This window comes from Anaerobiospirillum sp. NML120449, assembly GCF_023051105.1.
Classification (GTDB): domain Bacteria; phylum Pseudomonadota; class Gammaproteobacteria; order Enterobacterales; family Succinivibrionaceae; genus Anaerobiospirillum.
On record NZ_JALKIL010000047.1, the window covers coordinates 1 to 16,427 of the forward strand.

General features: G+C 49.6%; 4 protein-coding genes. All 4 read right to left on the bottom strand.

The genetic code is table 11. The features are described from left to right. Positions 1-111 precede the first annotated feature (111 nt). Entirely contained in the window at positions 112-288 is a 177-nt protein-coding gene (locus MXE41_RS11145; protein WP_247100540.1) for a hypothetical protein, read from the bottom strand. Positions 289-2,505: 2,217 nt separating this feature from the next. Beyond that, complete coding sequence (locus MXE41_RS11150) at positions 2,506-4,116, bottom strand: methyl-accepting chemotaxis protein (RefSeq protein ID WP_247100541.1); 1,611 nt, start codon at positions 4,114-4,116, stop codon at positions 2,506-2,508. A gap of 2,755 nt (positions 4,117-6,871) precedes the next feature. Further along, positions 6,872-8,482, bottom strand: a complete 1,611-nt coding sequence (locus MXE41_RS11155; protein ID WP_247100542.1) for a methyl-accepting chemotaxis protein — start codon at positions 8,480-8,482, stop codon at positions 6,872-6,874. A gap of 1,775 nt (positions 8,483-10,257) precedes the next feature. Beyond that, positions 10,258-11,868 (bottom strand): methyl-accepting chemotaxis protein, encoded by a 1,611-nt coding sequence (locus MXE41_RS11160; protein WP_247100543.1) that lies wholly within the window; start codon positions 11,866-11,868, stop codon positions 10,258-10,260. Positions 11,869-16,427 lie beyond the last annotated feature (4,559 nt).

A 16,427-nucleotide genomic window follows, 5' to 3' on the forward strand; every position in this document is an offset into this window, starting at 1 on the left:
CAAATAGCTTATTTAAGCCAATTTCAGCAAGTTCTATGCCTGAAAATTATCAATATTTTTGATTTGTCAAGGTATTTATGAACTATTTTTTTGATTTTTGAACCATGTCATTCATAATTTCGCCGTATTGATCTGACGATACTGGACCGTAATCATGGTCTGCAGATCAGAGGCAATAGAGATGGAGCTGTACATTGACCTGATGGACAGTCCGGAAACCAGACACGACAGGAAAAGAATGCACAGGAATGAGGCTAACAGCCTTGTTTTGATCGACGAGAATCTCATAACTACACCTGTTGGGCTACAGCAGGGCACGGCAGATCACTTTGAGAAAACACATCATGAAGCAGCTCAGCTGCAGCAAGGAGCTGCAGCAAAAAGCCTGCAGTAAGGGAACTACAGCAAAGAGCCTGAAGGAAACTGCCTGCCACCATGGAGCTTCAGGCAGTGTGGCCGTGGCCGCAGCAAACCCGGGCAATATGGCATCATGAGTGCTTATCTGCCTCAAAGGCATGGTTACAAGGCATGCAATGTGTGTGAATGCCGGCTCAGCCATAGGCTGGCCAAAACAAACAATCCTGATTTAGCCGGGCATACCGGAAAGCTCAGGGAACTGGAACTTAAGGCGCCAGCCCTGCCCGATAACAGGCATGGGCCTGCACTGCCCGACCTGCGGGCTGGGCAGTATATGCACCTGACCTGCAGGTACCAGACCTTGCAGGTATGAAACAAGTATTGCAGCAAGCGCATCCAGGTGCGCCGGGCTCTCCCTGTACCGGGCAGACTAAGAGCTTGACAGTACGAGGCCCTGGGACACAGGGCCTCAAGTAGTGCAAATCCACAATGGCCGCAAGGTGCCCTGCTGTGGCCCGCGCACAGGGGCCACATGGCCACACAGGCAAAATGCCGAAGAAGCGCATGGCCATATGGCTTCATGGCCACAGGGCGCCGCAGTCAGAGGCCCGCAGAGGCGCATCGCCATATTGCTTCATGGCCACATGGCCACGCAGTCAGAGGGGCACAGACACGCATAAGCACTGGGGCCATATTCCTGGGGCATACTCAAATGCCTGGCCGGGCCGTTGACAGTGTATGGACGTGCCTTATGGCTGCCGCCCTGAAGGGAGACATAAATATGGAGTCCTGATGGATTATTCAGAGTGCGGGACCGCTGAGCAAAGAGAAGCGGGCAGGCAAGTGTGTGAGGGCCTTAGAGGTCTCTTAGTTGGGCAGATGTACTGAATCAGGTCAGATAGCCGGTCGGGACAACAGGGCTTAAGGTCTTCGCCTGAAAACACCTCAGGGATAAAGAGCAAACAGTGTTGACAGGGGCGTGAGAAAGGCTATAACTGCTTGGGGAATCAGCAGTATGGTGCACAAAAAGCTGAACAGGCAGCTATATGCCTTGATGTCCTGAACATCTCTCAAAAGCAAAACTCTCCATAACAGAGGACATAAAGCAATGGATATACGCCCAGGGAATATCGGGCTGAAAAAACGGTTACCGGGCGCTAATCCGGCACTGTTCAGGAAATGGAGTTCTCACTTGCTGTGTCATTAGGGCAATTCTAATGCATATTTTTCGCAAAAGACAGTTCCAGGATCGCAAAGACGCACAATTTTACGGCCCAAACAGCGCAAGCTGCACGACAAAATGGTACTTTTCGGCGAAAGTGTGTTTACAGGAAACAAGGCAGATAACGGTACAGTAGGATACAACAGGATAAATTGAATAAAGTAAGGGCGGTGTGTACTCCCATGCGCAAAGTCATCGCAACACTACCATACAAGTTGACTGACAATACTTGCAAAATGACCAGGAGTATGAATTTGTTCAGCCATTCACAATTGCCTGTTTGCAAGCGATCCTGGACAGTAGCTTTAACTGACCAGACAAATTGACAGTGATGAGCGCAGGCACAATGAAATAAGGAGCTTGAGCTCAAGTATCACCATTGATGCAGTAAGCAGCCCGCAATGAGTCAGTGTCCACCTGTGCTGGTTGATGCTGCATTGAAGCATCGTGGTCTTGCTGTATGGGAGCAGCGGAGGCGGGATGCGCTGTAGGAGCGCTGGTGTGCTGCATTGGAGCTGCAGAGGTTAGCTGGCTTGTAGCGGCGGTGCGCAGGCGCGGTTACTGACATTGAGCAGAGAGTTTCAGGAATAAAAAACTGCATATATATCAGCTTTTATCAGATCTCACCAAGGGGAGTATGAGTTGCTTCTTGTAGATGCCCCAGCCAAAAGCATCCTGATAAATAAAGGATTCCTTCATCAAGCAAGCGGCGTGGTTGCCCTATATCAATACAAGTCAATGGAATGCCAACACTCATAAAACATGATAAATATGCGGTTTAAATTCCCCAAGACCTCTGCTCAATGTCAGGGTTAAGGCTGGAGATTCGGGATTTTGCGGGTTCAAAAAAGCAAAAGAGCCATGAGCGGTAGTGCCGCCCATGACTCTGGATTTTGTGGAGCCGAAGCTCCTGGCTTTTTTGAGTCTTAGATCTTGAAGAACTTGAGGTTATTGATGAGATCAGAAAGACGGCCTGAGGTGGCGATGAAGATCTCACGGGCATTCTGAGCTACACCGTTTACCTCGGCAGCAGCATGGGTAATGTCCTGCATGTTGTTGGAGATCTCAGATGAGGCCTGGGTCTGCTGACCTGCAGCAGTAGCAATCTGAGTAATCTGGGTATTAACCTCATTTACAAAGTTCAGAGCGTTGGAGAGAGTCTCCTGAACGTGTGAAGTGCTGGAGGCAACTTCAGACATATTGTCGAGGTTGGCCTGCATGGCCTCGGTAGCATGAGTGGTTTCAGCCTGGATGCGATCCACCATGCCACGGATTTCCTGAGTGGAGGAGGTGGTGCGGGTAGCCAGAGCACGAACTTCGTCAGCTACCACAGCAAAACCACGACCGGCCTCACCGGCACGGGCAGCCTCAATGGCGGCGTTAAGAGCCAGCAGATTGGTCTGAGCAGCGATTTCGTCAATGGTGCCGACAATGGAGCCGATCTTCTGAGCCTGGTCAACCAGCGACTGGATGGTAGAGGCGTTCTGCTTCATCTGCTCGTACTGAGTCAGAATGGCGTGGGAAGAGTCGTTAACGCTCTTCATACCCTGATTGGTAAGGTCTGATGACTCCTGAGATGAGTTGGCAGCATCCTTACAGTTATTGGCAATGTTGGTGGTGGTAGCAACCATTTCCTCTGCAGAGGCAGATACGGCAATAGCCTTGCGCTCAGTGCGGTCCATGGCCTCACAGATGTTAACAGCAGACTGCTCCATGTCCTTCATGGAGTCATCAACCTCATTGGACAGGGTGATGACGTGGGCAATGGTCTCGCGCAGCCTGGCAGCCATGGAAATCATGGCATTGTTCAGTACACCGAACTCATCCTGGGTTGAAGGTGGGAACTTGTAGTTGAACTCACCATTGGACAGGGCCTTTGCAGTAGCGCACTGGGCCTTAATGGATCTCTGAATGGAAGAGGAGATGGCCAGAGCAATAATGATGCTCACAATGATCTGGACAATAGTAAGACCGATTACAGTCATCAGGCTGCCGGTCTGGATCAGCTCCCTGGAGGATTGCTCGATGACGCCAAAGCGGATATCAGTAATATTCTCAATGGCGTGCTTCATCCTGGTGGTAAGAGGAGCAAGGATATTGAGATAAACCTCAAGGGCCTCATAAGGACGATTGGCACGGATTAAAGAGGCAATGTCGTTTTCGTAAATTTTCTGATACTGGGCGGCATCATCCTTGATTTGCTGAACGCTTTCCTTCAGATCCGGAGCAAGGCGCAGATTGTTTACGGCTGTTCTGAACTTTTCCATATCACTCTGCAGTTTTTGCAAATTTGCCGGGGTCTGATTGTTAGGTGTAAGGTAAGACACCATGGCAGCATTGGTATTTTCCAGGGACGATCCTGTAATCGAAATACGACGGTAGCTTCCGGAAATGGTCTCCTCCAGACTGGTAGCAATACTGATGGAGCTGTACATAGCCTTAATGGAAAGACCGGCTACCACTATTGAAAGGGCCATTATTAAGGCAAAACAGGCAAGAAGCCTGGTTTTAATTGAAGAAGAAGCAAAAAGACTCATATTAAACAGCCAATATGCGTTATTGCAGGTGTCACTGCAAAGACCATGTAAATGCTCGAAATCAAGGTCACAGCCATAAGGCTGACAACCTCAGAGCGCTTACATACGTCCTTATGCATCCCATAAGTGCAGCCTGCTGCAAAAGCCGCAGCTACTGCCCTTACAGGCAGGGCACCGCCCTGAACGCTGAGGGGTGGAGTTGGACAAAATCAGCCCGGGCAGGTTAAGCCAACAGGCAGATACCGGTAATCACAGGTCACGACAGCGGACAGCCATCAACCGCCCGGTCATGATCTGAAATAGCAAAAGCCAAAACAACAGTCAACAACCTGAATCAGGCTGTCAGCAACAGCTGGAAGACAAAATGAGCAAAGCTCTCCTGCTGAACTCATACTGCAGTAATCAGACCGGCCACCGGCAGCACCCGGCAGCATCAAGGTTTCCATGAAACGACCGGCCACCGGCAGCACCCGGCAGCATCAAGGTTTCCGTGAGGCGACCAGCCACCTGCGGTACCGGGCAGCAAAAAGTCAGCACATATGGTCAAGCTCAGAGTTTTGCAATTACACAAAGGGCTGCAGGAGCCGCATCCTTAGACATGGCAGAACGCGATAGCGCACTGCCGGAGGGAGCTGCAAATCTCTGTATTAACATCTGTCAGACAGCCCGTAAAGCACAGATAATTGTCCTCGTATGATACTGAAAATGCCGTAAGAATGCGCTGCATATGGTTTGGGGCAAAAAACGGACCGCAACACATGGTCAGAAAAACTGCATCTATGCTGGTGATGCATAAATAGCGCCGTAATGGACAAACTATATTGTCAAAAATATTTCTATACAGACATACACAACAGTCCGCAGGCCACTGAAAAATGATCTGGGGCCGACGGTCTGTCGGCGTGACAGCAGCAGGGCCTGAATCATACAGGCTGAGCAGCCCAGAGGCGGCTTCGGCAGTATGCGGTGCAGGTACATATTCAGGTGCAGATTCAGGTGCAGATTCATGTGCAGTTGCATTACTGCTCTGTCAGGTATTGATGATTTGCTTATGTGCTGCAGCATCAGCCTTCCTGGCAGGAGGCCGATATTTGCTCTTATTGAACTTAAGGCAGATTAGTTCTTACTGAAGTAACATGGGCCCGGGACAGGCACGAAGTTTTATCAGGATTTACTGAATTTTGCTGTATGACAGGGCTGCAAATAACATCGGTCAGTGATTGGTCACGCTACAGGGCCTCCACCTTTGTCTGTTCTTGCATGGCACACCAGGGTAAGTCCGGACCTTCATCTATTGCTTTGCCGTTCTGAAATCCCTTAAATATGGCAATGCTATCGTTTGCATTGACCGGGACAGTAAGAAGCAGACTGGCTGATTTATGTGCTGCCAGAAAGTATTCTTTTCTTTTGCAAATTTTGAGGGCAGGCCTTTCAATCCTCGGGTTGACCATCTTTTCGGGAGGCGGGACTGATTACAGCAAGGGCCTTATGTACTGACTGGTATACGCGGCATCACTGATGCCTTACGATCTTCGTTTGTGACAGTTATGACGGTTGTACGGGGCTCTGATAAATGGCAGCTGCAATGCACACAGGGTGCAGCTTTGGCAGCAGATGCAGCCAGAAAGATATCAGAGCCAGTTGTATTAATGCTGATTAAGAACGGAAAAATATGATATTTGTCTGATTTGCTCTTAAATAAGTCTGCATATGTTTTTAATATTGTGCACATGTGGCACCTGTATGGCAATACCACACAGTTCATAAGCCCAGTCAGGGGGACTGCCGCCATAAAGCCCTCAGTTCCTTATGACCAGTCCGTCCTTACGACCAGTCAAGAGCTTCCAGCGCATATTGCTTACTAAAGCTCCATAATGCCTGTTTTACCTGGAGTGCACTGGGTATGCTCATCATGAACAGCATCTTTCACTGGGGTATGGCAAGAGCATGGCTTCCCTGGCCCATTGTATGACTGGTCTCAAGCCATGACAGCAACAGATGCCTGCAAGCTATTACTGTAAGACAGACTAAACAGCATTCCTGAAGCCTGATGCACAGTGAGTATTAGCCCCAAACTACTGTAGAGCATCAGTTGCCCTGTGCTTACTGAAGGCATCTGAAGCCTGTGGCCGCTTCAGGCAGCTGACTGGATGTGACTGAATACAGGAGACTTGCAGTCACAGCACACATAATAAACTCATATCATGACTTAAATAAAGTCAAAACAGGTAGTAATGCCATTTTACTTGTGAAAATGCTCCTCGATCATTACACAGTTAAAAATACTGGGCTGTAACTGACATCATTGCTAAACAGGGCGTATGTAAGGTTACTGCGAATGATTATAATTCAAAGCAGGGGGATAGAATTACGCCATTGACAGTAACAGACGGGGCAATACCGGAATAACCACCAGCCGCTAAAATGCCTGGGCACGGCAGCGGTCAAAGGAATCAGGTGTGTTAGGGATGAGCATCGAGTCTGGTGGCTGGCAAAGACTGGGGCGACGCGCGCATGAACCTGGAGGCGGTTGAAGGAGCCTGAATACGGGCAAAGGCTGTGGCAGCGGGCAAAAGCCGTGGCGACGGGCAAAGGCCGTGGCTGCGGCCAGGTTAGAGATGGGGTGCAGGGGTTGATTTTTCCGGAAATAAAAAGAGCCATGTCCCGTGAGGGGCATGGCTCCTTTGAGCAGGTTCGCAACCTGAGCTTATGCGGTGCTTAAGTTGCTGCCTGTTTCCGGGTTTAAACTGAAGTCTTAAATCTTGAAGAACTTAAGGTTCTCATTCAGATCATGCAGACGCTCGGAGGTGGATACTGAGATTTGACGGGCATCCTGAGCAACACGAGATACCTCAGCTGAAGCGTGAGTGATGTTCTGCATATTGTTGGAGATCTCAGAGGTTGCAGAGGTCTGCTGCTCTGCAGCGGTTGCAATCTGGGTGATCTGGGCATTTACCTCATTTACATAGTTCAGAGCGTTAGACAGTGTCTCCTGAACGGTAGAGGTATTGGCGGCAACTTCAGACATGTTGTCGAGGTTGGCCTGCATGGCCTCGGTAGCGTGAGTGGTTTCTGCCTGGATGCGGTCCACCATGCCACGGATCTCCTGAGTTGAGGAGGTAGTACGTGTGGCCAGGGCACGAACTTCGTCTGCTACCACGGCAAAGCCACGACCTGCTTCACCAGCACGGGCAGCCTCGATGGCGGCGTTAAGAGCCAGCAGGTTGGTCTGAGCGGCGATTTCGTCAATGGTACCAACGATGGAGCCAATCTTCTGTGCCTGATCAACCAGAGACTGGATGGTAGTGGCGTTCTGCTTCATCTGCTCGTACTGAGACATGATGGAGCTGGCTGATGCATTAACACTTTCCATGCCCTGGTGAGTGAGCTCTGAGGAATCCTGAGAGGACTTGGCGGCTTCAACACAGTTCTTGGCAATGTTGGAGGTGGTAGCAACCATTTCATCTGCTGATGCCGCTACAGTTATTGCCTGGTTCTCGGTGCGTGACATAGCGTCACAGATGTCTGAGGAGGCGTTCTCAACTTTCCTCATGGACTGACTGATCTCGTTGGAGAGAGTTACAACCTCTGAGATGGTCTGGCGCAGTTTGGTCGCCATTGCGGTCATGGAGCTGTTAAGAATACCGAACTCATCCTTGGATGCTGGCGGAAATTTGTAGGTAAAGTCACCCTTGGACAAGGCCAGGGCAGCATCACACTGTACCTTGATTGAGCGTTGAATAGATGAGGCTATGGCAAAGGCAATGATAATGCTCATAATAACCTGTACCACAGTAATGGCCAGAACGACGCCCAGGGATTTGGTCTGCACCAGATCTTTTGTCATTCTGACAATCTGGTCAAAGCGAATGGCAGAAACTTTCGCCATATTGCTTTTCATTTCACTGGTAAGAGGCGCAATAACATTGAGATAGACTTCAAGCGCCTCATATGGACGGTTGTTGTTGATAAGAGAGACTACCTCTTTGTTAAAGACATCCAGGTAGACTACTGTCTGAGATCTTACTGTAGCAACAAGCTGCTCGATTTCAGGCACGGTCCTCATTGCAATTACGGCAGTGTTAAACTCGTCCAGCGATTTCATCAGGCGGGTACGATTGGCTTCTGTCTGCTGGTTTGGAGTCAGATAGGCAACCATATGCTGGTTGGTAGTATCCATAGTGTTAGACACAGCGGAAATGCGACGGAAAGGTCCGGTAATCATTTCTTCAAGGTCAGCAGCAATGGTTATTGACCTGTACATGGAGTAAATCGACAGACCAGAAACCACGCAGGACAGGAAGAGGATAATACCAAAGCAGGAAAGAAGCTTTGTTTTAATTGATGATGATGCAAGAAAGCTCATAATTATAGACCAGCCTCATATGCTACAGATGTCCTCCTGACCTGCAGGAGTCCGCCTCAGGACCATGGCTTTAGCCATGAGCACAGGGCCGACTTCTGACCGGGTTACGTTCAGTCCTTCTTCATAACTTTGCGCCCATGACCATGTACTGCAAAGCGGACATGGCAGGGGATGCGAAGTTACAGACAGACTGCATGCAGGTAAAGACTTTGTAAGCAGATTCAGGTACGAGTGAATAAACACGGCGGTTCTGAGCATTACAGCCTCACGGTTCAATGCTCAGATATGAATAAAGAAATCCAGGTTTTTGGTAAGTCCTGCATCTGACAGAGATAGTGTTGCAGATGACATAAGACTTTCAAAGGAAAACCTGGGGCATCCAGGCGACAGTGTGTGATTCTGGACGAATTAACAGATATGGTTAACGTGACTACAGGCAGCAGGATATTGACAGGTTTACGAACGTTTGATTGTTCCTGCCACAAACCTTTTCACAAAACTCCTTCAGTAAGCAAGTCATTGATTCTGGTGCGATATTGACGCAAAAATGGACGGCAATTATCGCGCAGATCAAATGGTCAGTATAATCTGACCTGCCTTTCACCTTTTACATACACATGTAGATGCAACAAATTATCATCTGGTTAGTAGTGACATGAGTGCACTCCCGGTGGTAACTGCACTGGTATGACGGCTGACACTTTTGCATTTGAAAGCTCCTGTTAAAGCATGAGAAAGCAAATGCTCATGCACAGGGGCATGCCGTAATACATAGATGAGAGCTAAGCGCAGTGTTAAGCTTCTCAAACATCTCTATTCATATATATAGACATATTTATATTAATAGAGATAAATGCAGTATTCATGTACACACTTGTCTTATTTATATTATCCATATCAGGCGGCTTTGCAATAGCTCTGTTACATCGCACGGAGATTCCAGACCAGAATGTACCGGTTCCATTAGCATGAACATCCCTGATTTGCTTATATACATTGATGGGCATATGTATCTTATAAGATCCATGTCATGGGAATAAGGTTGTTGAATACAGCGGCAAGCACCCCTGTCACATATACATTCAGAGCCGATGGTATCGGGAAATCCAGGTGCATACTGCTCAGAGCGGTCAGGAGGATGTCAGAGACTGTCATGACCGGAGTTTTACACCAGGACAGTTCGAGACACGTGGATACTGTTGGGGTCGAGAAAGATACGCGGCGCAGTTGCCAATTGAGGATAACGGCTCATATTGCTGCCTGGCATGGTGGAGCCGCGCGGCAGGTCAGGCCTGGTCAGGCAGCCTGACGGCGGACAGCTCAGGTGGCAAGGCGGCCGGATGGCAAGGCGGCCTGATGGCGAAGAAGTGGCCTGGTCGGGGCTGCTCGGATGGCAAGGCGGCCGGATGGCAAGGCGGCCGGATGGCGAAGAAGCGGCACGGTCTGGGGCGGGCAGGTTGGGAGTGGTCGCGCGCTTTGATGACCGTCAGGTCAGCAGGGCACGGTCTGGGGCGGGCAGGTTGGGAGTGGTCGCGCGCGTTGATGACCGTCAGGTCAGCAGGGCACGGTCTGGGGCGGGCAGGTTGGGAGTGGTCGCGAGCGTGGATGATAGTCAGGTCAGCAGGGCAGGGTAAGGGAGCTACGCACAAGCGCGGGGCCGGAGGGCGGTTCAGATTGGCCAAAGGGAGGGTTGCAGATTGTGCGGAAATGAAAAGAGCCATGGGCCGGGAGGCTCATGGCTCTTTTCTATGGAAAACGGAGGTTTTCCTTGAGGGTTAGATCTTGAAGAACTTGAGGTTATGAATCAGATCATGCAGACGCTCGGAAGTAGATACGGAGATATGACGGGCATCCTGAGCAACACGGGATACTTCAGCTGAAGCATGGGTGATGTTCTGCATATTGTTGGAGATTTCAGAGGTTGCAGAGGTCTGCTGCTCGGCAGCGGTAGCAATCTGAGTAATCTGGGCGTTTACCTCATTTACGTAGTTCAGAGCGTTAGACAGAGTCTCCTGAACGTGAGAGGTATTGGAAGCAACTTCAGACATGTTGTCGAGGTTGGCCTGCATAGCCTCGGTAGCGTGAGTGGTTTCAGCCTGGATGCGGTCCACCATGCCACGGATTTCCTGAGTGGAGGAGGTGGTACGGGTAGCAAGGGCACGAACTTCGTCAGCTACCACGGCAAAGCCACGGCCTGCCTCACCGGCACGGGCAGCCTCAATGGCGGCGTTAAGAGCCAGCAGGTTGGTCTGAGCGGCGATTTCGTCAATGGTACCGACGATGGAGCCGATCTTCTGAGCCTGGTCAACCAGGGACTGGATGGTGGTGGCGTTGTGCTTCATCTGCTCGTACTGAGACATGATGGAGCTGGCGGACTCGTTTACGCTGTCCATACCCTGGTGGGTAAGTTCGGAGGAATCCTGAGATGACTTGGCAGCCTCAACACAGTTCTTGGCAATGTTGGAGGTGGTGGCGACCATCTCGTCGGCAGAGGCGGCAACGGTAATGGCCTGGCTCTCAGTGCGGGACATGGCGTCGCAGATGTTTGAGGAGGCCTCCTCAACACTTTTCATGGACTCGTTGATCTCGTTGGAGAGAGTAACAACATGGGAAATGGTCTCACGCAGCTTGGTAGCCATGGATACCATGGCGTTGTTCAGAACGCCGAACTCATCCTGGGATGAAGGTGGGAAGTGATAGGTGAAGTCACCATTTGAAAGGGCCTGAGCGGCGTCACACTGTACCTTGATGGAACGCTGAATTGAGGAAGCGATGGAAATGGCAATTACAATGCTCAGAATGATCTGAACAAAGGTCAGACCAATAACAAACATCAGGCTGGTGGTCTGGATGAGGTCAGCAGACTGAGTCTCAATGTAGCCAAAGCGTACAGCAGTAATCTTGGTGATGTTTTCCTTCATTTCGCTGGTCAGCGGGGCGATGACGTTGAGGTATACCTCAAGAGCCTCATATGGACGGTGAGCCTTAATCAGGGAAACAACATCATTGTTGTAGTGCTGAATGTACTTGGAGGTCTGAGCTCTGATCTGATCAACAGCAACACGGATTTCATCATCAGCATGCAGACCGGCAACTGCACGGTTGAGCTCCTCGATGGAGCTTTCCAGACGGGCACGGTTGGAGTCGCTCTGGTTGTTAGGAGTCAGATAGGACACCATGTACTCGTTGGAGTTTTCCAGTGCATTGGATACTGCTGTGACGCGGCGGAAACCGACGGAAATCTTATCCTGCAGGTCGGTTGCGATATTGATGGAGCTGTACATGGCTTTGATGGACAGTCCTGATACCAGGCAGGAGAGGATCAGAATAATAACGAAGCAGGAAAGAAGCTTTGTTTTAATTGATGATGATGCAAAAAAGCTCATAATGATAGACCAGCCACATCCGCTACAGCTGTCTGCCTGAACTCACCGTACCGGCATTCACATCTTCACATACCGTTAACTGCCCCGTACGGGGCAACAGGCATGTTTGGCTATGAACTTTGCCGGAGGTGATTCGCCCAGCCTGCCGCCATCACCTGAGCTCCCGGTGCCGTGCACCGGAAAGCGGGCAGGGAGCGGCAGGAGCTGACAGGGCATGCTGTACGCAGGAATACACCTTGTAAGCAGATTTAGGTACAAGTTATTAACAAACTGTCCTTACCACCCAGCCTCACGGCTCCACGGCAGGACAGCGCCACAAAGAAAAAATCGTTTTACTGCAGTCATGCTGCACTGTGGGAAATCATTGACCTCAGGCGTCTGATGCTCTGCAGGTCTGCAAAACCCGTAATTTATGTCATTGCTAAAAGCTAAGCTGCATGGACACATTAGCCTGTGCCCTCCTGCGCTACATCCGTGCAGACCGGTATGCCTGAGGGTGAATATGTGCAGCACATACGGAGGTACAGCTGTATATGACGGGAGGTAACCTACATGAGCACGCGCTTGAGGTTACGCACTGATGTACATGTACTAAGGTCAGATGACCTGTAAATAATTCCTGGGGGCGTCTATACCCATGGCTTAGTGAGCGCCTGACGGAATCTCACCTTAAAAAATATATACAAACAAACGGCAGCTCTTTGGGTGTCCGGAAAATCTCATCTGAGTGTTGCTTGTTGGCCGGGTCCACTGTGTTTTATATGAGCTTTATATGAAGTTTAATGCGGAATGCTGCGCAGGCAGGTCATGTGCTGGTAAAACCAGCTGTAACGAAAGTGGGCTTCTTTCTCTCCTGATGCTTATGATGCATTAGCATCAGCATGAGCTTCTGCATGTTTGCCGACGTTTTAATACGCCGGATTCGTCCTTATTCCTTACTTTACTTCCGTAAGATCAGGCTTGCCTCTGCTGATACTGCAGTCCTTGTCTGTGTCTGCTGTGCAGTCTGCAAGGCCGAGCACATTACAGTACATGGATATGTTTACTGTGCTTATATGAAGCAGTACACCAGGCTGCAGGTGGCAGGTGGCAGTATCCACTGTGCTGCACGAGCATAAAAAGTCACGCAAGTGTTTGCTGTAAGTTAACAGCGCCCTGGGAGGAACTGACGTGCCATTCATATAAATGCATACGGCATATCGTTTTTCAGCAAAATAATATGGCTTGTTTGCAATTAGTAAGTGTAAATAATATGCAAAAAAGCGCAAGTGTCAAGGATAAAATCACTGATATTCAGTACACAGGAAAGAAAATTCACTAAACAAAATTTGAGTGAAAAAATTCCGCCCCTGTTCCCAGTCACATTAAAAATTTGACCTGGCTCACAAATGGCTTGTATAAGCCATTGAAATCATGAGTAAATTTTGATGGTTACGAAGCAATATTTTACACCGCAAACAGGTCTGAATCCCATTTACTTGAGAAATGTAAAAAATTTTTCACACGGGAAAGCATGTATGACAATCTATATTGGACATTCATTATAGTGCAGATTGAATGTTAACTTTGATGTGACGATCATGGCTCAAAAACACTCAACGGGAGCTCCTGAGGGGTGCTTTGTTAAAAAACATTCAAGCGAAAAGCCCTTTGAAATTGGTATACAAGTTGTATCAATGCGACCCTGTGTAAACAATCAATGCAAAATTTTGCAGTATTTTGCTGTAACAACATGATACAACGAATGCAAAACGTTGCATTTTTATGCAAAAGGCAGAAAGTCGGAAGTTCACAAGTTTCCGTAAAAAACCGTTCTATATGCATGCATTGGTGAGTGTTTATGGATCTAAACGTTCACAACGTTATGTAAATCCAATGCAAAGCACAGCCTTTGAATGTAAAACACAGCTCTGAAAAGGCGGAGAACCGACATCTTCCTGCCCAGAGTTACAGTGCACACTAAGGCACGCTGACCGGATTGAAGAACTACAAATCGAGCATCAGCCCGTCCAGCAAGGTCATAAAGCCCGCAGCAGTCGCGTCCATTAAAAAGCCGTGATCCCTCCATAATGATAAAAGCGTCTGCCTCTGTCTGTTCACTGGCAAGCGTTTACGACAGCAGCCAGGAATGCGCCGCATCCTGCCAGCCACTTCGCAGCCAACAGCAGCCAGGAATGCGTCGCATCAGGCCAGTCACTTCGCAGCCAGAAGTACAGACAGACCGCCGATAACACAGCAACTTTTCCTTGCCTGCCTTTACTGTTGCAGGTCATCAGGCATATCACTGCCACCAGATATAGCTCGTTGCCATTCTGTCTCTTCCCTGTTCGCCATATAGGCATATGTAACAGTACTTTTCCTTGCGTCCTGTTCTGAGCAGGCCTTTTCACGGTCACCAGATCCAGCATCGTGCTTCTATCGATATCAGCTGCTGCCTTCTCAGAGGTACCTGTAAGTCTACCTGACAGGCTTGAAAGGCACGAGTCACCACAGCTCAATGCCAGCACAGGCACTGCCCTGCCCAGGCAAAAGCCCAAAGCCACCTCATGTTTATTAATACATCCACGGCCCGGTCGCAGCTTTACTTGACCACAGCAGCTGTACTGTCTGGCCTGTACCATGGCCTCCTCAATGCCGAATATCGAGCGCAGCTTTCTTAATGCTCAATCTCCGAACACCAACCTTTTAAATGCCCGGTGTCCCAGTGCCAGCCGCCTCAATGCCAGCTGCCCCAGTGCAAGCCACCTCAATGCCAGCTGTCCCAGTGCCAGCCCCCTCAATGCCCACTGTCCCAGTGCCAGCTGCCTCAATGCCCGCTGTCCCAGTTCCAGTCGCCTCAATGCCCTCTGTCCGAACGCCAGCCGGCTTAAAGCAAAAGCTATTAATCTGACCACATACACGAGCCAGACTGTTGGCTCTGAGCTCTGCCTGGTCTTCTTGACTTGAGATTGATGCGGCTTGTCTCCCCTGGTACTTATGCTGTTGCGGGCTGGGCTGCAGCAGGACAGCTTTGGGCATACCTGTCATGGTCATGGTTCCATGGCCAGCCGTGTCATGTTCAAGCTTCCATGGCCAGCTGTACCATGGTCTTGCTTACATTGGCAGCCTGAGCCTGGTCCGGGCGTCTTTGCCTACCGCGTCCTGCACCGGGGAAGGTCATAGCTCAGGCATGGCCTTCCTGCTATGCCCTGCCCGGCTTTGCAGGCCACGGTGAGGGCTTTACTGGTCGGATGCTCATCTGGCATGGGTACTGGGGACAGGTACATGGTTAATGCAGCATGAAGGGCCGGTATTGATGGTGATGATTCAGGGCGCAAGGTCGCAAGTCTGTCCAGACGGGATGGAATCTTGGCGCTTGTTATGAAAAATTTATGTTCTCTGGCAAAGGGCATGAATATTACAGATGATTTTTATTGATTGATATACATCAATATGATTGGGCAGAATATGTTGCTTTGGTTATTGAAGATGATGTTTTTGTTTGGGGAGTGGTGTGCGAGTGCACTGAGATGGGATTAAGACATCTGGTCCGGGGTGAGACCCGGGCCAGATGCCAGACAGGTGACAACCTAAAATTCGTCATAATGCTCCAAAAAGAGCCGGTTACGACGTGAATGTTTGTTCAGGCGGCAGATGCTTCTTTGCAGCTGCACCTGCTGCCTTACTGGCTGTTAAGTAAGTATCTGTATTGCGCAGCAGCCATAAGCGCTTGATTGCGGACTTGTTCCCCTGGTCTCGTGGCACACGCCAGGCAGGATTGCTCACGGGGAGCTACTTGCCGGCAGTATACTCTGACACCTGCGGAATAATACCCGAACAGACGAATATGGTGTTTACAGGGCGCCACATTTCTCAGCTACCGCTAAGGCACAGCGCCTTACCTGCAGCTGAGCTGAGAGCTCTGAGCAGGCCGCTGCAGCATCACAGAGCTGCAGTGGCCTGAAACAGACAGTAGTTTTACAGGCTGTGAACAGGTCACAGTCTTAATTAAGCCTGGCTGAAATGCCTTATGTTGCCTGCACGACCTGACAGGGATCGTAGCTTTACTCCTGCAAATACAGTCAAAGCATGTAACGACTGTACTGCTTACTTACCAATATACAGACAGCGGGAGGTGTTGCCCGTTGACCTGTCTGCAAAAAGGGTCATCAAATAACGACCTTAATGGACTGTACGTGTTTGAAGTATACAGGCCGGGTACGTCAGGATGCCCTCATAAATCATAACTTATATTGCTGATCGGGCCTGATTGAGCTCTTTCAGCATTCTTCCATATGTTTCCGATCTGACCGAAGTCAGAAAAAATATGCCGGACAAGGAACGGCACGAATTCCTGGCAACGCTGCCGGGATTTTCTTCCTTATGTTTATTTGATTGTTACCTCTTGGCAATCTCTGAATTTTATCCCTTATATGCATGATTACAGCAGCTGCTGGTCCTGTCACAGTACTCACCAGTACGGGCCTTCGCAGGCCACTGTACCTTAGAGCCTCCATCCTGGCGGAAGGACAGTTGCTGTTATCAACCTGATGCGTAGTCTGGATTTATAGGGACACTCA